Source organism: Bradyrhizobium sp. CCBAU 11430, from assembly GCF_028128855.1.
Classification (GTDB): domain Bacteria; phylum Pseudomonadota; class Alphaproteobacteria; order Rhizobiales; family Xanthobacteraceae; genus Bradyrhizobium; species Bradyrhizobium ottawaense.
Genome location: NZ_LBJV01000069.1, coordinates 1 through 24,425, shown reverse-complemented (window position 1 = coordinate 24,425; position 24,425 = coordinate 1). Strand labels below are relative to the sequence as shown.

Annotated in this window: 23 protein-coding genes; 10 read left to right on the top strand and 13 right to left on the bottom strand. The window is 64.6% G+C overall.

What is annotated here, in order from left to right; all coding sequences use genetic code 11:
• Nucleotides 1-20: 20 nt before the first annotated feature.
• The 7 genes from XI04_RS28480 to XI04_RS28450 all read right to left on the bottom strand — a co-directional run bounded on the left by XI04_RS28480 (nt 21) and on the right by XI04_RS28450 (nt 6,979).
• The gene (locus tag XI04_RS28480) at nt 21-1,268 is read right to left on the bottom strand and encodes a flavin monoamine oxidase family protein (protein ID WP_271610610.1); all 1,248 of its coding nucleotides are present in this window, start codon (nt 1,266-1,268) and stop codon (nt 21-23) included.
• Nucleotides 1,269-1,424: 156 nt separating this feature from the next.
• Nucleotides 1,425-3,251: a translational GTPase TypA gene (gene typA, locus XI04_RS28475; RefSeq protein WP_038950936.1), complete on the bottom strand. Its 1,827-nt coding sequence runs from the start codon at nt 3,249-3,251 to the stop codon at nt 1,425-1,427.
• A 237-nt stretch (nt 3,252-3,488) separates the two neighbouring features.
• On the bottom strand, nt 3,489-3,770 hold the full coding sequence (locus tag XI04_RS28470) for a hypothetical protein (RefSeq protein ID WP_095424601.1): 282 nt from the start codon (nt 3,768-3,770) through the stop codon (nt 3,489-3,491).
• Nucleotides 3,767-3,994 (bottom strand): DUF308 domain-containing protein, encoded by a 228-nt coding sequence (locus XI04_RS28465; RefSeq protein ID WP_038950938.1) that lies wholly within the window; start codon nt 3,992-3,994, stop codon nt 3,767-3,769. Before XI04_RS28465 ends, XI04_RS28470 begins: the two co-directional genes overlap by 4 nt.
• Complete coding sequence (locus tag XI04_RS28460) at nt 3,991-5,436, bottom strand: radical SAM protein (protein WP_271610611.1); 1,446 nt, start codon at nt 5,434-5,436, stop codon at nt 3,991-3,993. Before XI04_RS28460 ends, XI04_RS28465 begins: the two co-directional genes overlap by 4 nt.
• Entirely contained in the window at nt 5,417-6,133 is a 717-nt protein-coding gene (locus XI04_RS28455; protein ID WP_038973633.1) for a prolipoprotein diacylglyceryl transferase family protein, read from the bottom strand. The genes XI04_RS28460 and XI04_RS28455 overlap by 20 nt, the downstream gene beginning before the upstream one ends.
• A gap of 81 nt (nt 6,134-6,214) precedes the next feature.
• Nucleotides 6,215-6,979 carry a Crp/Fnr family transcriptional regulator gene (locus XI04_RS28450; RefSeq protein WP_028139294.1) on the bottom strand — a complete coding sequence of 255 codons (765 nt, stop codon included), beginning with the start codon at nt 6,977-6,979 and terminating at the stop codon, nt 6,215-6,217.
• Between the two features lie 178 nt (nt 6,980-7,157).
• Here XI04_RS28450 and XI04_RS28445 point away from each other — a divergent pair, with 178 nt between their 5' ends.
• On the top strand, nt 7,158-7,541 hold the full coding sequence (locus XI04_RS28445; protein ID WP_028139293.1) for a response regulator: 384 nt from the start codon (nt 7,158-7,160) through the stop codon (nt 7,539-7,541).
• A 3-nt stretch (nt 7,542-7,544) separates the two neighbouring features.
• On the opposite strand, the gene XI04_RS28440 is transcribed toward XI04_RS28445, so the two are convergent.
• Together XI04_RS28440 and XI04_RS28435 are read right to left on the bottom strand one after the other, a co-directional pair.
• Nucleotides 7,545-9,086, bottom strand: a complete 1,542-nt coding sequence (locus XI04_RS28440; protein ID WP_271596355.1) for an alkaline phosphatase D family protein — start codon at nt 9,084-9,086, stop codon at nt 7,545-7,547.
• Nucleotides 9,087-9,267: 181 nt separating this feature from the next.
• Nucleotides 9,268-10,713, bottom strand: a complete 1,446-nt coding sequence (locus XI04_RS28435; protein ID WP_028139291.1) for a TAXI family TRAP transporter solute-binding subunit — start codon at nt 10,711-10,713, stop codon at nt 9,268-9,270.
• A 153-nt stretch (nt 10,714-10,866) separates the two neighbouring features.
• Between XI04_RS28435 and XI04_RS28430 the strand changes: the two genes are divergently transcribed.
• Entirely contained in the window at nt 10,867-11,157 is a 291-nt protein-coding gene (locus XI04_RS28430) for a 4a-hydroxytetrahydrobiopterin dehydratase (RefSeq protein ID WP_271594458.1), read from the top strand.
• A 98-nt stretch (nt 11,158-11,255) separates the two neighbouring features.
• Nucleotides 11,256-11,645, top strand: a complete 390-nt coding sequence (locus XI04_RS28425) for a YkvA family protein (RefSeq protein ID WP_028139289.1) — start codon at nt 11,256-11,258, stop codon at nt 11,643-11,645.
• A gap of 225 nt (nt 11,646-11,870) precedes the next feature.
• On the opposite strand, the gene XI04_RS28420 is transcribed toward XI04_RS28425, so the two are convergent.
• The 3 genes from XI04_RS28420 to XI04_RS28410 all read right to left on the bottom strand — a co-directional run bounded on the left by XI04_RS28420 (nt 11,871) and on the right by XI04_RS28410 (nt 15,201).
• Nucleotides 11,871-13,031 (bottom strand): TAXI family TRAP transporter solute-binding subunit, encoded by a 1,161-nt coding sequence (locus XI04_RS28420; protein WP_038950943.1) that lies wholly within the window; start codon nt 13,029-13,031, stop codon nt 11,871-11,873.
• 18 nt (nt 13,032-13,049) lie between these two features.
• A complete protein-coding gene (locus tag XI04_RS28415; protein ID WP_271610612.1) occupies nt 13,050-13,910 on the bottom strand; it encodes a hypothetical protein in 861 nt (286 codons plus the stop codon).
• A gap of 316 nt (nt 13,911-14,226) precedes the next feature.
• The gene (locus XI04_RS28410; RefSeq protein ID WP_038950945.1) at nt 14,227-15,201 is read right to left on the bottom strand and encodes an NADPH:quinone oxidoreductase family protein; all 975 of its coding nucleotides are present in this window, start codon (nt 15,199-15,201) and stop codon (nt 14,227-14,229) included.
• A 219-nt stretch (nt 15,202-15,420) separates the two neighbouring features.
• Here XI04_RS28410 and XI04_RS28405 point away from each other — a divergent pair, with 219 nt between their 5' ends.
• The 7 genes from XI04_RS28405 (at nt 15,421) to XI04_RS28375 (ending at nt 23,307) form a co-directional block, all read left to right on the top strand.
• Nucleotides 15,421-16,260 (top strand): SDR family oxidoreductase, encoded by an 840-nt coding sequence (locus tag XI04_RS28405; protein ID WP_038973629.1) that lies wholly within the window; start codon nt 15,421-15,423, stop codon nt 16,258-16,260.
• 117 nt (nt 16,261-16,377) lie between these two features.
• Complete coding sequence (locus XI04_RS28400; protein ID WP_028139284.1) at nt 16,378-17,025, top strand: invasion associated locus B family protein; 648 nt, start codon at nt 16,378-16,380, stop codon at nt 17,023-17,025.
• 191 nt (nt 17,026-17,216) lie between these two features.
• Entirely contained in the window at nt 17,217-18,422 is a 1,206-nt protein-coding gene (gene rlmN, locus XI04_RS28395; protein WP_271623868.1) for a 23S rRNA (adenine(2503)-C(2))-methyltransferase RlmN, read from the top strand.
• 166 nt (nt 18,423-18,588) lie between these two features.
• Nucleotides 18,589-19,083 (top strand): hypothetical protein, encoded by a 495-nt coding sequence (locus XI04_RS28390; RefSeq protein WP_038973626.1) that lies wholly within the window; start codon nt 18,589-18,591, stop codon nt 19,081-19,083.
• Between the two features lie 54 nt (nt 19,084-19,137).
• Nucleotides 19,138-19,914, top strand: a complete 777-nt coding sequence (locus tag XI04_RS28385) for a phosphatase PAP2 family protein (RefSeq protein ID WP_028139281.1) — start codon at nt 19,138-19,140, stop codon at nt 19,912-19,914.
• Between the two features lie 93 nt (nt 19,915-20,007).
• Nucleotides 20,008-21,345 (top strand): argininosuccinate synthase, encoded by a 1,338-nt coding sequence (gene argG / locus XI04_RS28380; RefSeq protein ID WP_028139280.1) that lies wholly within the window; start codon nt 20,008-20,010, stop codon nt 21,343-21,345.
• A 204-nt stretch (nt 21,346-21,549) separates the two neighbouring features.
• Nucleotides 21,550-23,307: an alkaline phosphatase gene (locus tag XI04_RS28375; RefSeq protein WP_038973625.1), complete on the top strand. Its 1,758-nt coding sequence runs from the start codon at nt 21,550-21,552 to the stop codon at nt 23,305-23,307.
• Nucleotides 23,308-23,371: 64 nt separating this feature from the next.
• Here the strand turns inward: XI04_RS28375 and XI04_RS28370 are convergent.
• Nucleotides 23,372-24,425, bottom strand: a 1,054-nt coding sequence (locus XI04_RS28370) for an OmpA family protein (protein WP_271623867.1), incomplete at its 5' end; no start/stop codon positions are given.

The following is a 24,425-nucleotide window of genomic DNA, read 5'->3' as shown; positions in this document are numbered from 1 at the left end:
GGACGACATTGGTGGGGAGGTTAGCGCTTCCCGATTGCCGCCAGCACTTCCGTCGCCGCCCGTTCCCCGCTGTCCCGCGCCCCATGCGCGGTCGTGAAGAAGGTTGGCGATGTCGCCTCGCCGGCGAAGAACAGCCGGCCATCGACCGGCGCGGCCAGCACGGCGCGATCCCCGGCGTGGCCGGGCAGCGCATGCGAATAGGAGCCTCGCGCGAACGGATCATGTGCCCAGCGCGACTCGTACAGCGGCTTCAGCTTGCGGCGGATGTCGTTGCCGAGAAAGCCGGCGATCTCGTCGATGCTATGCGCGGCGATGGCGCCGTCGCCGGAATCTTCCAGCGCGCGGGCGAAGCTGCCGCCGAAGAAGCCTTCGATGCAGGGCTGACCGAACGGGCGGATATGGTAGGTGCCCATCGCGGTGCGCATGGTGGCGCCGCGCAAGTTTGCTTCCTTGGGAAAGGCTTCGGCGTCCTCGAGCGCGAGCGTCACCTTGTCGTCGACGCCGAGCGGCAGGCCCGCTGCCGCGTCGACCTTGGACCGTAACGGCGGCGAAAAGCGGATCGTCTCATCGGCGATGAGATTGGTCGGCACCGTGACGATCACCTTGTCCGCGGTCAGCGTCCCCTGCGAGGTTTCGAGGCGGACCCGCGGGCCGGAATGATCGATCAGCGCGACGTTGCAGTTCAACGCCACCGGGCAGGGCGCGCCATAGGCCGTCACAAGCGCGCCATAACCGCGGCGGACGCGCCAGTTGAGACCAGAATCCTCATAGGCGTCCCAGTCCAGCGTCGACATGTCCTCGAGTTCGCAGCCGTTGATATAGGTCGAGATCGCGTCGATCATGGGATTCCAGCGATTGTCCGCCTCGAGGCTCCGACTCGCAGGCTCATCCTTGCCCTTCTGCGCTGCTTCCCAGAGGCGCTCATAGAACGCGTCCATCGCGCGCATGAAATCGTCGCGCTCGCTTTGCGGAAACGCGTTGCCATAGGCGCGCTCGCGCCAGGGCGGCAGGTCCTTGTTGAGCTCGAAACCGAGCCGCTGCGCGATCGAAACGAAGGAGTTCTTGTCCGCCGAGTGCAGCCAGCCGCAGCCGACGTCGAAGGTCACGTCAGGTGAGGCCTGTACGGTCCAGGCGCGGCCGCCGAGCCTGTTCCGTGCCTCCAGCACGATCGCGGAGAGACCGGAGCCCGCAAGCGCGTGTGCAGCGCCGAGGCCGGCGGCACCGGCGCCGACGATCGCGACGTCCACGGAGGAGGGGAGGGAGGTCATGGGCGGGCTCTAGCACGTTCGTTGGGTGTGCTGAAGCCGGACGGGTAAACGCTTTTGTAGGGCGGGCAAAGGCGCTCTTGCGCCGTGCCCACCATCGTCCATAGGTGGGCACGCTTGCGCTTTGCCCACCCTACGGCACTACGGAGAACGGTGGCCTTACGCCACCGCTTCCTTGGCCTTCTCCGCGCGCTTGCGCTCGTTCGGGTCGAGGTGCTTCTTGCGCAGGCGGATCGACTTCGGGGTGACCTCGACGAGCTCGTCGTCCTCGATATAGGCGAGCGCCTTTTCCAGCGTCATGCGGATCGGCGGGGTCAGGCGCACGGCTTCGTCCTTCGAGGTCGTGCGGATGTTGGTGAGCTGCTTGCCCTTGAGCACGTTGATCTCGAGATCGTTGTCGCGGGTGTGCTCTCCGACGATCATGCCCTTGTAGACCTTCCAGCCGGGCTCGATCATCATCGGGCCGCGGTCTTCCAGCTTGAACATGGCGTAGGCCACCGCGTCGCCCTGGTCGTTTGAGATCAGGACGCCGTTGCGGCGGCCCTGGATCTCGCCCTTGTACGGGGCGTAGCCGTGGAACAGGCGGTTCATGATCGCGGTGCCGCGGGTGTCGGTGAGCAGCTCGCCCTGGTAGCCGATCAACCCACGGGTCGGCGCGTAGAACACCAGGCGCTGACGATTGCCGCCCGAGGGCTTCATCTCGATCAGCTCGGACTTGCGCTCGCTCATCTTCTGCACGACGACGCCGGAATGCTCCTCGTCGACGTCGATCACGACTTCCTCGATCGGCTCCAGGGTGGCGCCGGTGGCTTCGTCCTTCTGGAACACGACGCGCGGGCGCGACACCGAGAGCTCAAAACCCTCGCGGCGCATGGTCTCGATCAGGATCGCGAGCTGCAATTCGCCGCGGCCCGAGACTTCCATCGCGTCCTTGTCGGAGGCTTCGACGACGCGCAGCGCGACGTTGCCTTCGGCCTCGCGGAGCAGACGGTCGCGGATCATGCGGCTCGTCACCTTGTCGCCTTCAGTGCCGGCGAGCGGGGAGTTGTTGACGATGAACGACATCGACACGGTCGGCGGATCGATCGGCTGCGCCGGCAGCGGCACTTCGACGGTCGGATCGCAGAAGGTGTCGGCGACGGTGCCCTTGGTCAGGCCGGCAATGGCGACGATGTCGCCGGCTTCGGCTTCCTCGAGCGGCGTGCGCTCGAGACCGCGGAACGCCAGGATCTTGGTGATGCGCCCGGATTCGACCAGCTTGCCCTCGGCGTTGAGCACCTTGACCTGCTGGTTCGGCTTGAGGATGCCGGACGAGATGCGGCCGGTGATGATGCGGCCGAGATAGGGGTTGGCCTCCAGGATGGTGCCGATCATCCGGAACGGACCTTCCTCGACCTTCGGCGGCGCGACGTGACGCAGGATCAGGTCGAACAGCGGCTCCATGCCCTTGTCCTTCGGACCCTCCGGGCTGTCAGCCATCCAGCCCTGCTTGGCCGACCCGTAGAGGATCGGGAAGTCGAGCTGTTCCTCGCTGGCGTCGAGCGCGGCGAACAGGTCGAACACCTCGTTGATGACTTCGGTCGGGCGCGCGTCGGGGCGGTCGACCTTGTTGATGACGACGATTGGCTTGAGGCCGACCTTGAGCGCCTTGGAGACCACGAACTTGGTCTGCGGCAGCGGGCCTTCAGCGGCGTCCACCAGAACCAGGGCGCCGTCCACCATGTTCAGGATGCGCTCGACCTCGCCGCCGAAATCGGCGTGGCCGGGGGTGTCGACGATGTTGATGCGGGTGTCCTTCCACTGCACCGAGGCCGCCTTGGCCAGGATGGTGATGCCGCGCTCGCGCTCCAGGTCGTTGGAGTCCATGGCGCGATCGGTCACCTTCTGGTTCTCGCGGAACGTGCCGGACTGCTGGAGGAGTTTGTCGACCAGGGTCGTCTTGCCGTGGTCGACGTGAGCGATGATGGCGACGTTACGGAGGTTCATGAGTGAGCTTCTTTGGTTCGAACAATGGGTTAAGCGCGATCTCGCCGGTCGGACCGGGACCTCTTCTCGAAACAACGCTGGAAGACTGGAAACGGGGCGCTTTCCGCCCAAAAAGGAAGCCCGGCCATATCGACCGGGCAGCCTACGCGTTGCGGCGCAATATATGCAAAAACCGCCAAAAAACAATGCGTTCTTTGGGTCTTGGTTGACTGAATTTTGCCCGGGAATTCCCGGGGCTTAGCTGCCGTTCCGGGCCGGCGGGGCCTTTCGCCCCATGATGGCCGCCCAGATCAAGACGACGCCTCCGATGCCGATGACTAGTCCCAAAAACACCAGCGACGCGATGTCGGAGGGGATCTGGCCACCCTCGACCACCGACATTCCGCCGAACAAGAGCGCGCAGAGCCCCGGCAGCAGCATGAAGATGCCGGCGATCGCCATCAGCGCGGTCAGGCAGCCGCTGCGCTGTTGCTGGTTCTGCGGAGGCACTGCCGGTGGGCTGGGGCTGGAATCGCTCATGGTCTCTTTCTCGCTGCCCTGATCAGCATCACGCCGGCAAATGCCACCAGCAGTGCGAGGGCGAGGATGGGGGTAAAGCGGGTGTCGAAGTGGGACGACTGGGTCTGGTCGAAGGCAAAGATCAAAGCGCAGATGCCGGGCAGCAGCAGGATAACCCCAAACATCACCATGAGCGCGGTGACGCATCCGCTTCGCGACGGTGGAAGTGGAGGCGTCTCGCTCAACGAGGCATCTCCTCGCGCTGCGTAGCTTCCCGATAAGTGTCGCCGCGCAGCGCCGCGCGAATGCCGTCGATCTTGCCGTTGCGGTAGAACAGATTGTAGGTGTCGAACGGAATGATCGCGCCTTGCTCGGTCACGAAATGGATGCAGCTTCGCTTGACGTTGCCGACGCAGAAATTGAAGCGATCGAGAAACTGCACGATGGTGACGCGGAACACGTTCTCGTAAGAGAGCCCTTCCGGCACCTGAAAGCTCGGCAGGCAGCACAACAGCTCGCAGACGCGCTCGGAGGTGTTGAGCGGGCCCGACGACAGCGAGAACAGGTCGACGAATTTTTCCCGCAGCACCGGATATTTCTCCGGGCTGATGGTGTTGGGCATCACGGCGACAAGCTGCTCCTGCGGAATCAGCGAGGTCAGCGGCAGCACCTTCTCGCCGTTGCGCAGGCCGTAGCCGATCGAGATGCTTTCGGGGTTGCAGGGCAGCGGGATCATGTCCCTGTCGCCGAACACGCCGGTCTCGATCACGCGCTTGCGGATCTCCGACAGCATGATGCGATCGGTTTCCTTGTCGAAATTCTCGTTGCGGCCGGCGTCCTGCACCGGCTGCAGCGTGACGCCGCGAACGCATGTCCAGGTCAATGCATGGCGGACGATGTCGCCGATCTCGCCGTCGTTGACGCCGCGCTTGATGGTCGCGACCAGCGTGGTCGACACGCCAAAATGCTCGAGGTTCTCCAGCGCCTGCTGGCGAATCTTGCGCAGATCTGCGCCGCGCAGATCGATCAGCGCATCGCGCTGAAGCGAATCGAACTGGAGATAGACCTCCAGCCCGCGCCTGTTCTCGGCGAGCCGCGCCACGAAATCCCTTTCGCGCGCGATGCGCAGGCCGTTGGTGTTGATCATGACGTGGCGGATCGGACGGGCACGCACCGCGTCCAGTATGTCGAAGAAATCAGGATGCAGCGTCGGCTCGCCGCCGGAGATCTGCACGAGATCAGGCTCGCCTTCGCTTGCGACCAGCGCGTCGAGCATCTTCTCGACCGTCGCGAGCGGGGTGAATTTCGTTCGCGCCGGCGCGGATTCGGCGAAGCAGACCGGGCAGGTGAGGTTGCAGTGCTCGGTGATCTCGATCAGCGCCAGGCAGGAATGCTGCTCGTGGTCGGAACAAAGGCCGCAATCATAGGGACAGCCGAATTCGGTGCGCTGCTGGAATTGCAGCGGCCGGTCGCCGGGCTTGATGAAATCCTTGCACAGGCGCCAATAGGCGGCATCCGTCGACACCAGCGTCGACTGGACGCCGTGCTCCCTGCAGCGCTTTTCGTACCAGACCTCGTTGTCCAGGATCTGGATCTTGGTCGGCACCAGCTTCAGGCAGGTCTCGCAAAGAGATTGGGTCTGGCCCCAGAAAATATAGGGACGCGACTTACGCAACGGCGCGTTCATGCATGGGTCTCGCTTTGGGCGCCGTCGCCAGCATGACGCCGGCGTAGAGCAAAATGGACAGCGACAGCAGGTGAAACAGGGTGAAGGGGCCGATCAGCGTGCCGTAGGGCTTGAGGAATTCCCACGCGAAGCGTTGCGCTCCATAATAGGCGAGAACCAGGTAGAAACCATTGGTGATCACAAAGGCGTTCCGGTTCACGACGGCGAGCACATAGAACAGCGCGAATACGGCCATGGCCGCGCTCTCATAGAGCTGCACGGGATGGCGCAGCATGCCGTCGCCGAAATCATGGGCCCATGGCAGCGCCGTCGGCGTGCCATAAGTGAAGTCGTCGAGACCCGCGAAGTAGCAGCCGAGCCGGCCGATCGCGATGCCGAGCGCCAGCGGCAGCGCAAAACGGGCACCGGTTCGCGCGGCGATCCCCGCGGACCATTTGTAGAGCTCGATCGCCACGACGCCGCCGGCAATCGCGCCCTCCACCGAGCGCGCAATGCCGCTCTCGCCCGACAGCCACAGATTGGCGGAGCCGAATAGGTAGGCCCCGAGGCCCGCGCCGAACACCAGCGCGGCGATATAGGGCAGCTCAAAGGATTGCGCCGGAAACTGCAGGCGCTGCCGCGACAGCCAGTAGACGGCCGCCGCCGCCGCCAGCCACGCCAAGACGTCGAAGATGGTGTGTAGGAAAGCCCCGCTCATGCGGGGGATATTAGCCCAGGTTCCGGCCGTGCGGGATAGTGCGCCTGCTCGTTCTCCACGCCGGGGAAGCGAGGCGGATCGCTAGCTGGCCTCCCGCTCCTCGGTCGGATAGACGCCGCGCAGCACCTCCTCGAAGTGCATTTTCACCGCGTCGTTGCACAGGCAGGCGCGAAGCCTCAGGCCGTCGCGGTTGCGAACCAGGATCGATCCGCGCCTCGTGTCAAGAATCCGTTCCGCCTTGAACGATTGAAGCACGCGGCTGGCATAACTGCGACCAACGCCCAGCAGCGTCGCAAGCTGTTCGTGGGTCAGCGGCACGCTATCCTCGTCGCCGGTGCGCTCCATCGCCGCCAAGATCCATTTGGCGGTCCGCTGTTCGATCGAATGGATCGCATTGCAGGCGGTCGACTGGAAGATCTGCGCCAGCATGCAATCGGCGTAGCGGGCAAAGATGTTGCGCAGCGACGCCGAGCGCAGCTTGGCCGCTTCCAGCTTGGCGACATGAACGCGCGCAAACGGGCCGCCGAATTTCACGCAGATCCGGGTATAGGCCGGCAGGAATCCCTCGCTGACGATGCCGCCCACCGCGCCTTCGCGACCGACCAGGATGGTCTCGACGTCTCGGCCATCCTCGTTGGGCACGAGAAAGGTCGCGAGCGCGGGTCCGCAGGGGAAGTGGACGACCTGGACATCGTCACCGGGGCTGTAGAGCAGCTGGCTGGCGGCGGAGTTTTCGACGGTCACGTGCGGTGCGAGCAGGGCGTAGTCTGCCTGGTTCAAACGCCGCAACAAATTGTTGGCCGGACGGCTCTCGACCTCGGTCATCTTGCTGATACGCGCATCCATCGTGAACTCCCATCCTCCTCCCACCTTAACGAGTTCCGTGCATTCCCTGTGTGCACAAGTGGACAGACTGGAGAACGACAATGTGGTGGGTTTCGTTCCGGGAACCCTCCGATGCGCTGTGCGCAGGCATCGTGTCGCGGCAGTCCTGATCCGAACCCCCCACACACAAGATGCGATCATGACACCCGCACTTTCCAATGGCTCAAGCTGGCCGGCCGATGTTCTGATCGTCGAAGACGACCCGATCATCGCGATCGATTTCGAGGACCGTCTGCTCGGGTTTGGGGTGACCGGCGTGCGGACCGTCGGCTCGGTGACGCAGGCGCTCGGCGCCATCGCCAAGCGTGCGCCCGACTTCGCGCTGCTCGACGTCGAGTTGATCCGCGAGACGAGCTTTGCGGTCGCCGCGCGGCTGGCCGCGCTGAAGATCCCGTTCGTCTTCGTTACCGGCTATGGCGCCGAGGCGCGCATTCCGCCTGAATTCTCCGGCCAGCCGCGGTTGCAGAAGCCGTGCTCGAGCGACGCGCTGGAGGCGGCGCTGAAGGTGCGCGCCCTCGATTAGCGATCAGGCCTGCTTCGGATCGAGCGTGGTCGACCATAGCGCGACGTCGGCGCGGTCGCGCAAGGTCACCGTCATTTGGCCCGAGGCGCCGTCGATCTTGACGTGACCGAAGAACTGCATGCCGGCGGAGGGCGGCAGGTTCTGGCTGTCCTTGCCCGGCGCCTTGACGAAGCGCACCTCGGGCCCAAACGTGTTGTCGAGCGCGTTCGGACCGAACGTGCCGGCATGCAGCGGACCCGACACGAATTCCCAGAACGGCTCGAACTCCTGGAATTGTGCCTTGTTCGGATCGTAATAATGCGCGGCAGCGTAGTGCACGTCCGCCGTCAGCCACACCGTGTTGCTGATCGGCGCCATTTTGATGAAACGCAGCATGTCGGCAATCTCGAGCTCGCGGCCGCGCACCGGGCCGTCACCCTGCGCGACCGCTTCCGAGCCGCCCTTCGGCGTGTCCGACACGACGAGGCTGAGCGGCATGTCGGAGGCGATCACCTTCCAGGTCGCGCGCGAATTGAGCAGGCCGCGCTTGAGCCAGGCGATCTGGTCCGGGCCGAGGAAGTAGCTGGCGGGGCCGTAAGCGGTGTCCAGATTGGCGCCGTTCGGACCGCGATAGCTGCGCTCGTCGAGCACGAACACGTCGAGATGCGGGCCGTAGGAGATCTGGCGATAGACCCGGCCCGGCTCAACGATGCTCTCGCGCATCGGATACATCTCGTGGAAGGCGCGGCCCGCGCGGCCGGCGAGCAAGGCGATGTCGCGCTCCTTGTAGGCGGTCGGCAATTCCTTCGACAGCGACCAGTTGTTGGTCACCTCGTGGTCGTCCCATTGCACGAAGATCGGCACCTCGGCATTGAAGGCGCGGAGGTTTTCGTCGGTGAGATTGTATTTGTGCGCGGCGCGGTACTCGTCCAGCGTCTCGGCGACCTTGGCCTTCTCGGGGATGGTGACGTTCTTCCAAATCTTGCCGTCGGCGAGCTTCACCTCGGATTGAATCGGGCCGTCGGCGTAGATGGTGTCGCCCGAATGCAGGAAGAAATCCGGACGGTGCTTGCGCATCGCCGAGAAGGTGAACATGCCGTCGTCGTCGGGATTGATGCCCCAGCCCTGGCCGGCGACGTCTCCGCCCCAGACGAAGCTGACGTCGCGGCGGTCGGCCGGCGCGGTGCGGAAGCGGCCGACCACCGGCTCGCCCTCGATGGCGCTGTGGGAGAGATCGCGGAAGCGGACGCGGTAAAAGATGTCCTGGCTAGCAGGCAGGTTCTCGATCAGCATCTTCGCGGTGAAGTCGCTCTCGGGGAGCGCTGCGATCGTCGGTAGCGCGCGGGCATCCCTGAATGACTCTGTCGTCGCCACCTCGACCAGCATCTGCGCGGGCCGATCGGTGCGCGCCCACACCACGCCGCCGTCGACAGTGACGTCGCCCGACTGCACGCCATGAGTGACCATCGGCCGATCGGCCGCGCGCGAGAGATAGGGCATCGCCATCGTGCCGAGCGCACCGGCGCCGGTGGCAAGGAAGCGGCGGCGGGAGAATTTGATGTTCATGGGACGCGTCCGCTGGCTACTGTCTTGCGCTGTCATTCCGGAGCGCGCGAAGCGCGAATCCGGAATCTCGAGAATCCCCGGTACGCAATTGCGCACCTGCGGTCTGGTCCTTCGGACCATCCCGGAATGACCGTGGGAGCTATATTGAGACAATGTGACGCAGCGATAACGCGCGCAAGCGTTACGCGTTGCCGGCGGCCCTGAACTGGGCGCCGGCGCGCTGCAGGTTCTGCGGCAGGCTGAACAGCACCGCCTTGCGGTCGGCGACGGCGGCGTGGAACTGATCCAGCGCGATGTTGAAGGCGGTGAGCGCGGCTTCCTCGATCGCGCCGTGATCGAAGCAGCGCAGCGTGTCGCGCAGGATCTCGTCAGCCTCGGTCTGCATCTGGTCGAGCTCTTCGGTCGTCTCGCATCTGCGTGCGGCGGCGATCATGTCGAGCAGCCGTTCGCGCTGATGGTTGTTGTTGTCGCGCTCGTCCTTCTTCAGATAGCCGGCGAACCAGGCGCCGATCGAGCCCATGGCGGACAACGCCATCAGGCTCCACCAGATGTAGTCGCTGTATTTGTCGAGGAAGGTCTTTTCCTCGCCGTCGACGAAGGCGGCAGCGCCCGGATGCACCGGGATCACCGCATCCTTGTCGGTGTCGGGCGTTTCGATCTTCGCCGCCAGCGGGAATTCCGTCACCAGTTGCTGGCGCACGGCGAAGAGCTGGCGCGTGAACGCTGCGATGGTGGTTTCGGACACGCCTTTGCGCGCCACGACGTGGTGCGAGAAGCTGATGGTCTTGACCTCGTCATCCGGGCGGGCGGGCGAGCCGCCATAGGTGCCGGCGGGAATCTCGGACGCTTCGTAGACCGGGTGGTTCTGCGCGATCGCATCCGCGGACTCGATCGCGAGGAAGCTGGGCGCGCCGAAATCCTTGGTGGAGGCGGCGATCGCATCTGCCGTGATTTTGCTGTTGACCGGGCCGGCCGCGAGATAGACGTCGGCCTTCTGGGCCTTGATCGCTTCGGCGACCTCGTTGGCCGGGAATTGCACGATCTCGACCTTGGCGGGATCGACGTTGTATTGCTGGAGGATCACCTTGAGCAGATTGACGTTGGCCTGGGTGCGGCCGACCACGCCGACGCGATGGCCGGCGAGCTGCGAGATCTTGGTAATCTTCGCGCCCCGCTTCTTGCCTTTGCCCGGTACGGACCACAGCACCACGACGTTCTTGCGCAGGGTCGCGACCGCTTGCGCGTTCTTGGGCACGTCGAGGTCGCCGCGCACGATGGCGAGATCGACCTTGCCTTCCGCAAGCGCATTGGCGCTGGCGGTGGCGCCGTCGGTCTGGATCGGTCGCAGCCGCACCTGGCCCTTGCTCTGCGTGAAGGCCTGCGTCAGCGCCTGCACGACCTTGACGTCGTCGCTGTTGGCGGGACCGACCGCGATCTTCAACGTCACGGGCCGCATGGCGAAGTAGTAGCCGCCGACGAGTGCGCCGATGATGGCAAGCACGAGCGCAAGAGACACGAGCGCGGTCTTCCGCGCCGCGGATCGCGGCGAAGGCGGAGAGGGCGTTTCGGCCAGGTCCAATCCCCCGGTCATCGATCTCCCAAACAGGCGCTTCAGGCTCAGTTTCATCTTGGCCGGCGATTTACGCCCGTAATTGTAGCAAATTTCTTGTCCGGCGGGGTTACATCTCCGTCATGGTTAGCGGATGGCGGAAATCCCGTATGAACCCGGGCGTCAGCGGGGTGTTAGGGTAAAGTTCCCCTGAAGGACGGAGATAGGACCATGGCAGAACGGCTCTCGGCGGAGGCGCGCAGGCAGGCGCTGGGCGGACTACCCGGTTGGGGCGAGGTTCAGGGCCGGGATGCCATCGGTAAAACCTTTATCTTCAAGGATTTCAACGAGGCGTTCGGCTTCATGACCCGCGCCGCGCTGGCCGCCGAGAAGATGGATCACCACCCCGAATGGCGCAACGTCTACAAGACGGTGGAGGTGGTGCTGTCGACCCACGACGCCGGCGGCGTCACGGCGCTCGACATCGCGCTGGCCAAGACGATGAACGCGATCGCAGGCTGAGACCGGCCGACGTCTTGCAGTGATCGGCCACATCCCCATCTTGTGATCAGTCGGGATGCGGCGGTCCGCCGCCCGGGCTGAACGGGAGTTTGTCGAACATGGCTGCCGAACACAGCGTCGGTTTCGAGCCGGCCGATCGGCTCGCGGAAGATCGCGAGAGCGTGCGCCGCCGCTTCTGGCGCAAGCTGAAGCGTGTCGCCGCGCAGCTGCCGTTCGCGGAAGACCTGCTTGCTGCTTATTACTGCGCGTTCGACCGGCAGACCCCGCGCCACGTCCAGGCCGCGCTGTTAGGTGCGATCGCCTATTTCATCCTGCCGTTCGATTTCGTCGCCGACGTGATGCCGGTCCTCGGCTTCGCCGACGACGCCGCCGTGCTCGCCACCGCCATCCGCATGGTTTCCGGCCACATCACGAATGAGCATCGCGAAGCCGCGCGCGCTGTGCTGAAGCGCGGGGTGGGTGAGATGGAAGAAGGCGCGGCGCAGTAGGCGCGACCTGCCAACGCTGTCATTCCCCGCGACCCGGCTACGCCAAGGCTTCGCCGGGGTTGAGGTCCAGGGGCGCCGAAGCTTTAGCGAAGGCGGCAGGCGGGGAATCCAGTACACCGCGGCCCTCGGTTCAATCGTGACTGCCTCTGGAAGACTGGATCGCCCGCCCCAGCGCGCAAGTGCGTACAAGGCGGGCGATGACAGTGAGTGTGAGGATGAAACTCGCTACTTCTTCCCCGCCTCCACCCGCGCCTTCTCCGCGTCCCATGCCTGGAATTGCTTGAATAGCGTTTCCCTGTCCGCGTCGGACACGTTTGCGGCCGTGGGGCTCTGCTTCAGGAACGCCTCGAATCGTTGCCGTGTCACCGGCTCGACGCCGTGCTTGTCGAGCCATTGCTGCGCCACCGGCAATCTGTTCCACCCCGACAGGGGTGCCGCGAGCGAGACCTCCTTCCATTTGGGATGGAAAGGCGCGTTCTGGAGCGCCGGGAATTTCGTGAAGAACGCGTCCACGAACAGCGCGAGCTTGCGATAGCGCTCGGTGTTTGGCGCCCAGCTATAGGCCGCGAGCACCGCCGGCACCGCGATGGTGTCCACGCTCTCGCCCTCCTTGATCAGGTTCGGATAGTCCTTGGTCGTCAGCGTCGCCGGCAGATAGTCGCTCTGGAGCGGCTTTGCATAGTCAACCTTGGCAAGATGGAAGCGGCCGTCATTGTTGAAGGTCGAGACCGATTTGTACGGCTTGCCGCCGACCACGATGACGGCGTCGATCTCGCCAGCCTTCAATTTCTCCATCGCGATGCGCTGCTCGACATAGACGAAGTTCGCCTTGATCCCGAGCCGCTCGAACACCGTGAGCGCGGTGACGAAGGTGCCGCCATTGGGCAGGTCGACGCTGACCTTCTTGCCTTCGAGGTCTTTCAATGTCGCGATCGATTTCGGCGCGATCACCTGCATCTCTTCGTTGTAGAGCTTTGTCACATAGGTGAACTGCTTCTTGATGTCCTTGGCAAAACCCTTGCGCTCGAGATAGTCGAGCGTGTCGGCCCGCACGATGCCGAGATCGACGCCTTGCAGGAACAGGATGTCGGCAACGCTCTGCACCGAGCCGCGGCCGACGATCGGCAGCACGCGGATCTTGTTGCCGTCGTCGAGCACCGAGGCGAGGTCGGCGCCGAACTGCACGTAGGTGCCGCCGATCGTGCCGGTGATCAGCGTGACGGTGTTGGCATTCAGCGCCTGCTTGGTCGAGGTCGAGCCGAACTGGAAGATGGCCTTCAGGCCGTCCGAGACCTTGGCCGGATCGTATTCGGTCTGCTCGGCGCCGGCGGTGGAGGCATAGATCGTCATGATGGCGGCAAGTGCCATTCCAAAAGCGTTACGCATGATGTCCCCTGAAGAGTTCTAATTCTGAAACCGGACGAGGCGCTGGCGCGCCTCCGCCGATCCGAGTGATGCAGCCCGCTGGTACCAGTCACGTGCGGCGGATGCGTCGGCAATGACACTTCGCGCATCGCTGGTGCCGAGCACCGTGGGATCATAGGTCTGCGCCAGCAGAAGCGCGGCCGTTGCATCTTGCGCATTGGCCGCGCGTTCGAGCAGCAGCCGCGCTGCGGCGATGTCACCGATCCTCAACAGGCTCTTCGCGCGCGTCATCAACCCTGCCAGCGTGTCGGCGTCGAGCGTCCTGACCGGCTCAGGCAGTGCAGGCTGTGCCGCGACGGGCTCCGGTGCCTGCACTGGTGCTTGCACCGGTCCTTGCGCTTGCAGCGCAACCTGATAGGCGGTCGCTATCGCTTCGCGGCTTGGCACCAGCGGTGCAGGGAGGTCCCGTGAGTCGGCGCTCGCCAGCGTCGTGTTGGACACGTGGGCCGGATCCTTGAGCGGGGTCTGCGGCGTCGCCGGCGCATTGGCCGACGCCATGGCCATGTCCGGCGCGACCCCCACCCAGCTACCGGCATTGGCGGTCAAGAAGCCGCGAAAGTCGGATTGATACAGTACGGCCAGAACTGCCAGGGTGGACGCTGCCAGAACAGCGGCGAGAACACGCGGCACAATTCTGGAACGCAACTCCACCGGCGTATATTCGCTTGGGTCCGGCGCGCCGAGCGGATCGGACAGGAACAGCGGAATCGGATCGTCCTGCGAAAGATCGGCCCGTGCGGCGCGCGCACGGACAAAGGACGCGGTCGGCGGATGTGATGCGGCTCGATGGAAGTCGAGCGCACTCGACTCCTTCGACGGGCGGTACGCCGTCGTCTCCATGGTGATGCTCCCCATTACTAACGCAACGCAGGGGCATTCCCGGCTTCAGTCTTTTTATTGTTGTCCAGAAGTACCCCGCAAACTGGAGCCGGTAAATCGCCGTCTGAATCAGCCCAAAAAACGACGACGATTTGCGCGAATCGGGAGAGATTTGGGTTTGATTGCGGCGAGGCCGGGGAATGCACCGCAATTTTGGCGGGCATGGTTGAGGGAGCTTTACCAGGCGACGGTGCACGAAAGAGCTGGCGCAGCTTCAGCGACGCCAGCGATTCGAGCGGTGACGGTTGTGTATGTGGCGATGGCGATGCCTACATCCTCACGGATGCAAAATCACCTTGCCCATGGCCTGACGTCCCGCGAGCACCTTTAGTGCATCCGCCGTCTGCGCCAGCGGGAAAGTGCGGTCGACATGCGACGAGATCTTTCCTTCCGCGGTCCACTTCACGAGCTTCTCGAGATTGGCGCGGTTCTTCTCCGGATTCTGCCGCGTCCATGCGCCCCAGAACACGCCGCGGATGTCGCAGCCCTTCAAGAGCGCGAGGTTCAGCGGCATCTTCGGAATGTCGCCCGCGGCGAAACCGATCACGAGGAAGCGGCCTTCCCACGCGATCGAGCGCAGCGCCTGCTCGGCATAGGCACCACCAACCGGATCGAAGATGATGTCGACGCCCTTGCCGCCCGTGAGTTTTCGCAAGCCCTCCTTCAGATCTTCCTTGGCGTAGTTCAAGGTCAGCTCGGCGCCATGCGCCTTCGCGAATTCGAGCTTCTCGTCCGACGAAGCGCAGGCGATCACCTTCAATCCCATCAGCTTGCCGAGCTCGCAGGCGGCAAGGCCGGTGCCGCCGGCGGCGCCTAACACGGCAAGCGTCTCGCCCGGCTTCGGGCTGGCGCGATCTTCCAGCGCATGCAGCGCCGTCCCGTAGATGATGATGATGCCGGCCGCGCGGTCGTAGTCGAGATTGTCGGGGATCTTCACGATCGACGCCGCCGGCAGCGCGATCTTCTCGCGCGCGCCGTTGTGGCCGCAGGAAGCGACGACGCGATCGCCGACCTTCAGATCGGTCACGCCGGCGCCGATGCTCTCGATCACGCCCGCGACTTCCGCGGCCGGCGAGAACGGGAATGGCGGCTTGATCTGGTACTTGCCCTGAATCATCAGGATGTCGAAGAAGTTCAGCGCCGCCGCCTTGATCGCGATCACCGCTTCGCCGGGACCGGCCACCGGATCCGGCACTTCAGCCAGCACGAGATCGTCAGGCTGGCAATATTGCGAGCAGAGGATGGCTTTCATGGCGGCACCTTGGGCGTTTCGAGTGGAATTATAGTTTGGCCGTTTCTGCCGGATTTAGGCACGGGCGACAATCCGGTTTCTTTGCTGGATGCCATGTTCGGCCTATCCTCGTCATTGCGAGCGGAGCGAAGCAATCCAGACTATTTCCGCGGGACGGATTCCGGATTGCTTCGCTGCGCTCGCAACGACGGAGCAAGAAGAAAAGGGAGGATTCAAACGATGTTTGAAACAGGCCTGCTGAGGGACAAGCGCATCCTCGTCACCGGCGGCGGCTCGGGCCTCGGCGCCGCGATGGGGCGCCGTTTCCTTGCACTCGGCGCCGAGCTCGTGATCTGCGGCCGCAAGCTCGACCGGCTGGACGCAACCGCGAGCGAGATGCGCGACGAGACAGGTGGCAAGGTCACGACGATCGCCTGCGACATCCGCGACGGCGTGGCCGTCGACAGCATGATGGAGCAGATCTGGCGCGAGGCGCCGCTCGATATCCTCGTCAACAACGCCGCTGCGACGTTCATCGCACAGAGCGAGCATCTATCGTTCCGAGCCGCCGATGCGATCCTGGCGCCGACGCTGCATGGCGCGATGTATTGCACGCTCGCCGCCGGAAGGCGCTGGATCGAGGACAAGCATGGCGGCGTCGTGCTCTCGATCCTCTCGACCTCGACCATCACCGGCCGCGCCTTCACCGTGCCGTCGGCGATGGCGAAGTCGGCGCTGCTGGCGATGACCAAAAGTCTCGCCGTGGAATGGGGGCCGAAAGCCATCCGCACCGTCGCCATCGCGCCGGGTCCGTTCCCGACCGCGGGCGCGTCGGGGCAGCTACGCCCCGAAGGCCGTGACGAAGGCTGGACCGCGCGCAATCCGCTCGGCCGGACCGGGGAGCACAGCGAGCTTGCCGATCTCGCCAGCTTCCTGGTCTCGGACCGCGCCGGCTACATCAATGGCGAGATGGTCGTCATCGACGGTGGCGCGCATCTGCGCAGTTCCGGCGCCGAGGATTTATTGCGTTGGACCGAGACGCAATGGGCCGACCAGCGCGCCGCGCGATCCAAACCTTAAGGCGCCGCTGATACCGCTAACTGCCTTCCCAAATTGGACTTTCCCGGCTATCCCTGCCGGGGGACAAAGCGCGGCCGGGCCATCTTCCAGTCACAATATTGAGGGAACCACTCCAGCATGTGGCGGGTGCTATCTTTAGCTTTGATGATCGGCATGATGACGTGCGGGATCGCCGATCTTGCGCGGGCGCAGACGGCGCAACCGGCGCCGAAAGCCGCACCGAAGTCGGCGGCTCCGCCGGCCAATACGACTGCAAAGAGCGCGGCAAAGCCCGAGAGCAAGCCTGCGGCCCCGCCCGCGGCGGTTGCGGGTGGCGCGGAGCCGACCCTGATCGGCCAGTTCGGCACCTGGGGCGCTTATTCGGCGACGCCCAACGGCAAGAAGGTCTGCTTCGCGCTGGCAAAACCCTCGTCGTCGAAGACCAATCCGCCGAATCGGCCGCGCGATCCCGCTTATGCCTTCGTCTCGACCCGTCCGGCCGAGAAGGTGAACAACGAAGTCTCGGTCATGATCGGCTATGCGCTGAAGCCGGGCTCGGAATCGTCGGTCGAGGTCGGCGGCGCCGCCTTCGCCATGTACACGCAGGGCGACGGCCTCTGGATCAAGAACGCGGCCGAGGAGGAGCGGATGGTCGAAGCCATGCGCAAATCCGCCGAGCTGGTCGTCAAGGGGGTGTCGGCCAAGGGCACCGAGACGACCGACACGTTCTCGCTGAAAGGCCTCGCCCAGGCCCTGGACAAGATCGCCCAGGATTGCCGGCGGTAAGCCTCTCGGCTTAGTCCTTTAAGGCTAAGCGACAGCCACGGTCGCAATCGGCTGTTCCGGTTGCTATATAGGGCCGGTTCCAAGTTTTTCCGTCTTTCCGGGATGGTCCGAAGGACCAGACCCGGAATCTCGAGGTTCCGGGTTCGACGCTTCGCGCCGCCCCGGAACGACCACCTAGTCAGGTCCATTCAATGCAACCGACGACGACCGAGCCGCACAACGCAATCCTGGTGGAGAAGACGCCACTCGAGACCTATGTGCCGCCGGCGAGGCCCTCGCTGATCGGTCTGTCGCGCACGGAGCTTGCCGATCGCCTCGGCGAGATCGGCGTCACGCCGGCGCAGCGCAAGATGCGCGTGCAGCAGCTCTGGCACTGGCTCTATTTCCGCGGCGCTCAGAGCTTCGACGACATGACCTCGATCTCGAAGGGCATTCGCGCCGAACTCGCGCAGCATTTTACGGTCGACCGGCCCGAAGTCGTGGCCGAGCAGATCTCCAACGATGGCACCCGCAAATGGCTGCTGCGTCTGCCGAGCGGCGACAATGTCGAGCGCGCCCATGAAGTCGAGTGCGTCTACATTCCCGAGACCGATCGCGGCACGCTCTGCGTCTCCTCGCAGGTCGGCTGCACGCTGAACTGCTCGTTCTGCCACACCGGCACCCAGCGGCTGGTGCGCAATCTCACCGCGGGTGAGATCGTCGGACAGATCATGGTGGCGCGGGATCGATTGAATGATTGGGCCGATCGCGAGGACGGCCCGCGCCGCGTCACCAACATCGTGATGATGGGGATGGGCGAGCCGCTCTACAATTTCGACGCGGTGCGCGACGCGCTGCTGATCGTCGGCGACAATGAAGGCATCGGCATCTCCCGCCGCCGCATCACGCTGTCGACCTCGGGCGTGGTGCCGAACATCGTGCGCGCCGGCGAGGAGATCGGCGTCATGCTCGCGATCTCGCTGCACGCGGTGCGCGACGAGCTGCGCAACGAGCTGGTGCCGCTCAACCGCAAATATCCGATCAAGGAGCTGCTGCAGGCCTGTCGCGATTATCCCGGCGCCTCGAATGCGCGCCGCATCACCTTCGAATATGTGATGCTCAAGGGCGTCAACGATTCGCTCGACGATGCAAAATTGCTGGTGAAGCTGCTCAAGGGCATACACGCCAAGATCAACCTGATCCCGTTCAATCCCTGGCCCGGCACCGCGTACGAGTGTTCGGACTGGGACCAGATCGAAAAATTCTCCGAATACATCTTCAACGCCGGCTATTCCTCGCCGGTGCGCACGCCGCGCGGCCGCGACATCCTCGCCGCCTGCGGCCAGCTCAAGTCGGAGACCGAGAAGCTCAGCGCACGCGAACGCCAGGCGCTGCGCGCCATGGCGATGACGGATTGAGGATGACACCGTATTCGACGTTCGTCATGGCCGGGCTTGACCCGGCCATCTGCGTTTATGAGCTGTCATTCTGGGGCGCGCGTAGCGCGAACCCGGAATCTCGAGATTCCGGATTCGGTGCTGCGCACCGCTCCGGAATGACGATGACACGCAACAGGTCCATCAGATGTCCCTGATCGGCCGCCTCATCGTCATCTTCATCGGCTTCCTTGCCGCCTGCTTCGTCGGCGGCATGATCGTCGTCGTCGCGCTGCTGTTTCCGGAGTTCGCCGATCTCGGTGCCGGCCCCGTCGATCAGGGCACGATCGACATTTTGCTGGGCTTCGGCTTCATCTTCGTCTCCGGCTTTGCGCTGGTGCCGGCGGCGGTGATCGTTGCGATCACTGAGGCGCTCTACATCCGCAGCGCGCTCGCTTATGCCGTTGGCGGCGGCCTCGTCGGGCTTGGCTGCTATCTCGGCCTCGTTCCCTTTCACTCCGACACATTTCAGTTCGAAGGCATCGTGCGGCGCCATCTGGAGATCATGACCGGCGCCGGCATCGTCGCCGGCGTGGTCTACTGGCTGATCGCCGGCCGCAACGCCGGCGCCTGGCGCATCCCGCCGCCCCCGCGCCAGCCACCTCCGCCGCTGCCGTCGAATTCAAGGCCGGACGCGCGATGAGTCGTGCCGCTTCCGGGGTTTCCATCCCCGTCCCACTCCGCTAAACCGCGCGCCATGAACCGGACTGGACTCTTCATCGCCCTGGCGCTGTGGCTCGTGATCGGCGTTGTTTTCGGCCTCTATCCCGAGCTCGATCTCAAGCTCGCGTCGCTGTTCTTCGACCCCCAAACCAAAACCTTTCCGCTCAAGCTGAACGACTGGGCGGGCTTTGCGCGGGACGCCGCGATGTGGGTCGCCTGGGCCTTCGTGCTGCCGTCGCTTGTGGCGCTCGTGGTCAAGATGATCCGGCCCGACCGTCCCTTGATGGTGTCGGGGCGCGCGATCGTATTTCTGCTGGTCACCATCATCATGTCGGCCGGCATCCTCACCAACCTCACCTTCAAGACCTATTGGGGCCGCCCGCGCCCGGTGGTGGTGACGCAGTTCGCCGGCGACCAGCAGTTCGTGGCGTGGTGGGATCCGCGGGGCGATTGCGTGCGCAACTGCTCGTTCTTCTCGGGCGAGGGCGCGACCGCGTTCTGGACGCTGGCGCCGGCTGCGCTGGCGCCGCCGGCATGGCGCCCGCTCGCCTATGCCGGCGCGGTGGTGTTCGGCGCCGTCACCAGCGGGCTGCGCATGGCGTTTGGTGGCCATTTCTTCACGGATGTGGCGATCGCCGGTCTCGTCAGTTTCGTCGTGATCTGGTTTGCCTACGCGCTGATTTACCGCTGGCCACGGACCCGGTTTTCGGACGAGGCGGTCGACGCCGCCCTGACCCGGCTGAACATGCCCGCCTACCGGCTCCGCCGGCGCCTGTTCAGCGGCAAGACCGGTCCCGAACCCTCGGTTTAAGCCATTAAATGGGTGCCGAGCCCCGCGAAATTTGATATTCGCGCGGTCAACCCGTCCATGACATCAGCCCCTTGAGACCCGATTGGAAGCGCCATGACCACGATCCTGAAAAGCCTGCCCAAGGGTGAGAAAGTCGGCATCGCTTTTTCGGGCGGCCTCGATACCTCTGCGGCGCTGCTCTGGATGAAGCAGAAGGGCGCGCGCTGCTACGCCTACACCGCCAATCTCGGCCAGCCCGACGAGGCCGACTACAACGAGATCCCGCGCAAGGCGATGGAGTTCGGTGCCGAGAAGGCCCGGCTCGTCGATTGCCGCACGCAGTTGGTCCATGAAGGTATCGCCGCGATCCAGTCGGGCGCCTTCCATATCTCGACCGGCGGCATCACCTATTTCAATACCACCCCGCTCGGCCGCGCCGTCACCGGCACGATGCTGGTCGCGGCGATGAAGGAAGACGGCGTCAACATCTGGGGCGACGGCTCGACCTTCAAGGGCAACGACATCGAGCGCTTCTATCGCTACGGCCTGCTCACCAATCCCGGCCTGAAGATCTACAAGCCCTGGCTCGACCAGCAGTTCATCGACGAGCTCGGCGGTCGCGCCGAGATGTCGGCGTTCATGACCGCCCAGGGCTTTGCCTACAAGATGAGCGCCGAGAAAGCGTATTCGACCGACAGCAATCTGCTCGGCGCCACGCACGAAGCCAAGGACCTCGAGAGCCTCGACAGCGGCATCAAGATCGTCAACCCGATCATGGGCGTGCCGTTCTGGCGCGACGACTGCAACGTCAAGGCCGAGAAGGTCGTGGTGCGTTTCGAGGAAGGGCAGCCGACCGCGCTCAACGGCCAGACCTTCGCTGATCCCGTCGCGCTGTTCCTGGAGGCCAACGTCATCGGCGGCCGCCACGGCCTCGGCATGAGCGACCAGATCGAGAACCGCATCATCGAGGCCAAGAGCCGCGGCATCTATGAAGCGCCGGGCATGGCGCTCTTGCACATCGCCTATGAGCGCCTCGTCACCGGCATCCACAACGAGGACACCATCGAGCAGTACCGCATCAGCGGCATGCGTCTCGGTCGTCTGCTCTATCAGGGCCGCTGGTTCGACTCGCAAGCGTTGATGCTGCGTGAGACCGCGCAGCGCTGGGTCGCGCGCGCCGTCACCGGCGAGGTGACGCTGGAGCTGCGCCGCGGCAACGATTATTCGATCCTCAACACCGAGAGCCCGAACCTCACTTATGCGCCTGAAAGGCTCAGCATGGAGAAGGTCGAGGATGCCGCGTTCTCGCCCGCCGACCGGATCGGCCAGCTGACCATGCGCAATCTCGACATCGCCGATACCCGGACCAAGCTCGGTCTCTATTCGAAGACCGGTTTGCTGTCGGGCAGCGAAGGCTCGCAGATATTCAAGCTCGAGAACGACAAGGGCTAATGCCCTCGCTGCCGCAGGGTGGGCAAAGCGAAAGCGTGCCCACCATCTTTCCGCGACCGAGATAGTGGTGGGCACGGCGCTCACGCGCCTTTGCCCACCGGACGATTGCGCGTAGCCCGGATGGAGCTACGCGCTTAATGACGATGTCATGCTCGACCGTTACGATTCCGCTCCTGTTGGAAACGGAATCGCGGAGCATCGCGTATGGTCAAGAGATCGGCACTCGCCTCTCTCATCGTCCTCGTTGGGACATCGTCATTGTCGGCTCAGACGATCTATCCGATCGATCGTGCCGAGATCCTGACCGGCGCGCAGTTCGACTTCAAGGTCGAGTTTCCCGGGCCGGTCGATCCGGCCAAGTTGAAGGTGACGGTGAACGGCGCGGATTATGCGACCGCGTTCGGCCGTTCGGCGACCTTCATCGAGCGCGAGGACGGCAAGGAGCAGTCGGCGCTGATTCTGCGCGACGTCACGCTGACCACGCCGGGCAGCATTGCCGTGGATGTGAGCGACGGCACGCGCCAGCGCAGCGTCACGTGGACGGTCTACGACACGGGTCCGCGCAAGGCGAAGAACGTCATCCTGTTCATCGGTGATGGCATGTCGCCGGCGCATCGGGTCGCGGCCCGAATCCTGTCCAAGGGCATTGCGGAGGGCAAGAGCCGCGGGAAGCTCGCCATCGACGACATGCCTCATATGGCCCTGGTGGCGACCGCGGGCTCGGACTCGATCATCACGGACTCCGCGAACTCGGCCAGCGCCTATGCGACCGGGCACAAGAGTGCCGTCAACGCTCTCGGCGTCTATGCGGACCGCACTGCAAGCCCGTTCGACGATCCCCGGGTCGAAACCATCACGAGCCTCGCCAGGAGGCGGCTCGGCATGGCGATCGGCATCGTCACCAACACCGAGATCGAAGACGCAACGCCGGCGGCGATGGTCGCGCATACGCGCCGGCGCGCGGCCTATGACGAGATCGTCGAGCAGTTGTTCGCGGCCAGGCCGGATGTGGTGATGGGCGGCGGCAGCGCGAATTTCCTGCCGAAATCTGCCGCCGGCTCCAAGCGCAAGGACGAGACCGACTACATCGCGAAGTTTCGTGACGCAGGCTACCAGGTGGCGACCACCGCGAGCGAGCTCAGCGCTTCTGCCGCAAAGCCGGAGACGGGCAAGCTGCTCGGCCTGTTCGCCACGGGCAACATGGACGGTGCGCTTGACCGCAAATTCCTGAGAGGTGGCGGCGTGAAGAAGTTTCCCGAGCAGCCTGACTTGACCGAGCAGGTGCAGGCAGCGCTGGACATCCTTGCGAAGAGCGAGGCCGGCTTCTTCCTGATGGTCGAATCCGGACTGATCGACAAATATGCGCATGTCCTCGACATGGAACGGGCCGTCTACGACACGATCATGCTCGACAATGCGGTGCGCCAGACCCGCGAATGGGCGCGTGCGCGGGGCGATGATACCCTCATCCTGGTGCTCGCGGACCACAATCATCCCAACGGCCTTGTCGGCACGATCAACGACGACATGAGCGCCACGCCTAACGTTTCCCTGCGCGAGCGCGTCGGCGTCTACGAGCAGGCCGGATTTCCCAATTATCCGGCGCCCGATGCGGATGGCTATCCGTCACGCGTCGATGTCAGCCGCCGGCTCGCGATCTTCTCGGCCAGCCTGCCGGACCACTACGAGACGTTCCGCCCGAAGCTCGATAATCCCAACGAGCCCACCGTCAAGGCGGGCGACGACGGGACCTTCAAGGCCAACGACAAATACAAGGACGTCCCAGGCGCGGTGCTGCGCCCGGGCAATCTGTCGGCAATGATCGGCGCCAGCGTGCATTCGGGTGAGGACGTCATCCTCACCGCGACCGGGCCGGGCAGCGATGGTGTGCGCGGCTCGATGGACAATACCGAAGTCTTTCGCCTCATGGTCGACGCGTTGGGGCTGGCCGCTCGGCGGTAGCGGCGATGCTGTCCAAACAAAAATGGCCGGAATTGCTCCCGGCCATTTGCGTTTGTGCTTGCCGTTACCGCGGCGGCGCGGTGCCGGCCGGAGGCGGCGGCAGCGAGGCTTGGCCGCCGTTGAGCAGCGGCGTGATGTTGCGGATGGTTACCCGACGGTTGATCGCGCTCGGCCCCTGCGTCTGCTCCTTCAGGTACTGCTCGCCGTAGCCCTGCGACGTCAGGTTCTCGGCGGGCACACCAAACTGCTGCGTCAGCAATTCGGCCGCGGACTGCGCACGGCGGTCCGACAATGAGAGATTGTCGACCTCGTTGCCGACCGCGTCGGTGTGTCCCTCGATCAGGAACACCTCGCGCGGATTGCGCTGGATCGCCTGGTTGAGGCCGTCGGCGATCACCTGCAGCCGGGCCGCCTGGTCCGGCGGGATGGTCCACGATCCCGTCTCGAAGATGATCGTGTTGACGTCGATGCTCGGCATCTGCATGCGAACATTGGGGCTGTAGCGGATCTCGTCGAGCGAGTAACGCCGATCGATCCGCTGCACCGGCGGTGCAACCATCGTCTGGTAGATCACGTCCGGCGACGCTTCCTGGGCGTCGACGATGTAGCGATCATAGGGAATGTTCACGACCGGCGGCGGCGCGTCGACATAGAAGCCGCCGACTGCCCGCGGATCGCGGTAGGTGTTGTCGATGATGACGAGTTCGCCCCCGCGGGGGTCCCTGCGGATTCGCCGCCGCAGCGAACCGTCCGCACCGACCACGGTGATGATCTCGCTGCCGTCGGGACGGACCACGACGGTGCGGGTTTCACCGCCGACAGTGTCGGTGCGGATGTCACGGGCGCCATAGCGGAAGCGATAGAGGTCGTTGCCGCGGACGTAAGCCTGCCCGCCCGGATCGCGGATGATGATGCGGTCCGGCTCGGTGTAGACGGTGCGGCCGCCTTCGACGACCTCGCGTCGCTGGCTGTGCATGTCGGCAATGGTGGCGCCGACCACGGCGCCGGCCACCACGCCTGCACCGATCGCGAGCGGGGTCAGGTCGCGCTGCTGCGGGCGCGGCGGAGGCGGCAAGGGCGCGGCGATCGTCGGCGCGGCCCGGAAGGCGGGCGCGACC

What these genes read in the sequence shown, in the direction of transcription:
- XI04_RS28480 (WP_271610610.1), bottom strand. Translation starts at nt 1,268, where the DNA reads ATGACCTCCCTCCCCTCCTCCGTGGACGTCGCGATCGTCGGCGCCGGT.
- typA (WP_038950936.1), bottom strand. Translation starts at nt 3,251, where the DNA reads ATGAACCTCCGTAACGTCGCCATCATCGCTCACGTCGACCACGGCAAG.
- XI04_RS28470 (WP_095424601.1), bottom strand. Translation starts at nt 3,770, where the DNA reads ATGAGCGATTCCAGCCCCAGCCCACCGGCAGTGCCTCCGCAGAACCAG.
- XI04_RS28460 (WP_271610611.1), bottom strand. Translation starts at nt 5,436, where the DNA reads ATGAACGCGCCGTTGCGTAAGTCGCGTCCCTATATTTTCTGGGGCCAG.
- XI04_RS28455 (WP_038973633.1), bottom strand. Translation starts at nt 6,133, where the DNA reads ATGAGCGGGGCTTTCCTACACACCATCTTCGACGTCTTGGCGTGGCTG.
- XI04_RS28450 (WP_028139294.1), bottom strand. Translation starts at nt 6,979, where the DNA reads ATGGATGCGCGTATCAGCAAGATGACCGAGGTCGAGAGCCGTCCGGCC.
- XI04_RS28445 (WP_028139293.1), top strand. Translation starts at nt 7,158, where the DNA reads ATGACACCCGCACTTTCCAATGGCTCAAGCTGGCCGGCCGATGTTCTG.
- XI04_RS28440 (WP_271596355.1), bottom strand. Translation starts at nt 9,086, where the DNA reads ATGAACATCAAATTCTCCCGCCGCCGCTTCCTTGCCACCGGCGCCGGT.
- XI04_RS28435 (WP_028139291.1), bottom strand. Translation starts at nt 10,713, where the DNA reads ATGAAACTGAGCCTGAAGCGCCTGTTTGGGAGATCGATGACCGGGGGA.
- XI04_RS28430 (WP_271594458.1), top strand. Translation starts at nt 10,867, where the DNA reads ATGGCAGAACGGCTCTCGGCGGAGGCGCGCAGGCAGGCGCTGGGCGGA.
- XI04_RS28425 (WP_028139289.1), top strand. Translation starts at nt 11,256, where the DNA reads ATGGCTGCCGAACACAGCGTCGGTTTCGAGCCGGCCGATCGGCTCGCG.
- XI04_RS28420 (WP_038950943.1), bottom strand. Translation starts at nt 13,031, where the DNA reads ATGCGTAACGCTTTTGGAATGGCACTTGCCGCCATCATGACGATCTAT.
- XI04_RS28415 (WP_271610612.1), bottom strand. Translation starts at nt 13,910, where the DNA reads ATGGAGACGACGGCGTACCGCCCGTCGAAGGAGTCGAGTGCGCTCGAC.
- XI04_RS28410 (WP_038950945.1), bottom strand. Translation starts at nt 15,201, where the DNA reads ATGAAAGCCATCCTCTGCTCGCAATATTGCCAGCCTGACGATCTCGTG.
- XI04_RS28405 (WP_038973629.1), top strand. Translation starts at nt 15,421, where the DNA reads ATGTTTGAAACAGGCCTGCTGAGGGACAAGCGCATCCTCGTCACCGGC.
- XI04_RS28400 (WP_028139284.1), top strand. Translation starts at nt 16,378, where the DNA reads ATGTGGCGGGTGCTATCTTTAGCTTTGATGATCGGCATGATGACGTGC.
- rlmN (WP_271623868.1), top strand. Translation starts at nt 17,217, where the DNA reads ATGCAACCGACGACGACCGAGCCGCACAACGCAATCCTGGTGGAGAAG.
- XI04_RS28390 (WP_038973626.1), top strand. Translation starts at nt 18,589, where the DNA reads ATGTCCCTGATCGGCCGCCTCATCGTCATCTTCATCGGCTTCCTTGCC.
- XI04_RS28385 (WP_028139281.1), top strand. Translation starts at nt 19,138, where the DNA reads ATGAACCGGACTGGACTCTTCATCGCCCTGGCGCTGTGGCTCGTGATC.
- argG (WP_028139280.1), top strand. Translation starts at nt 20,008, where the DNA reads ATGACCACGATCCTGAAAAGCCTGCCCAAGGGTGAGAAAGTCGGCATC.
- XI04_RS28375 (WP_038973625.1), top strand. Translation starts at nt 21,550, where the DNA reads ATGGTCAAGAGATCGGCACTCGCCTCTCTCATCGTCCTCGTTGGGACA.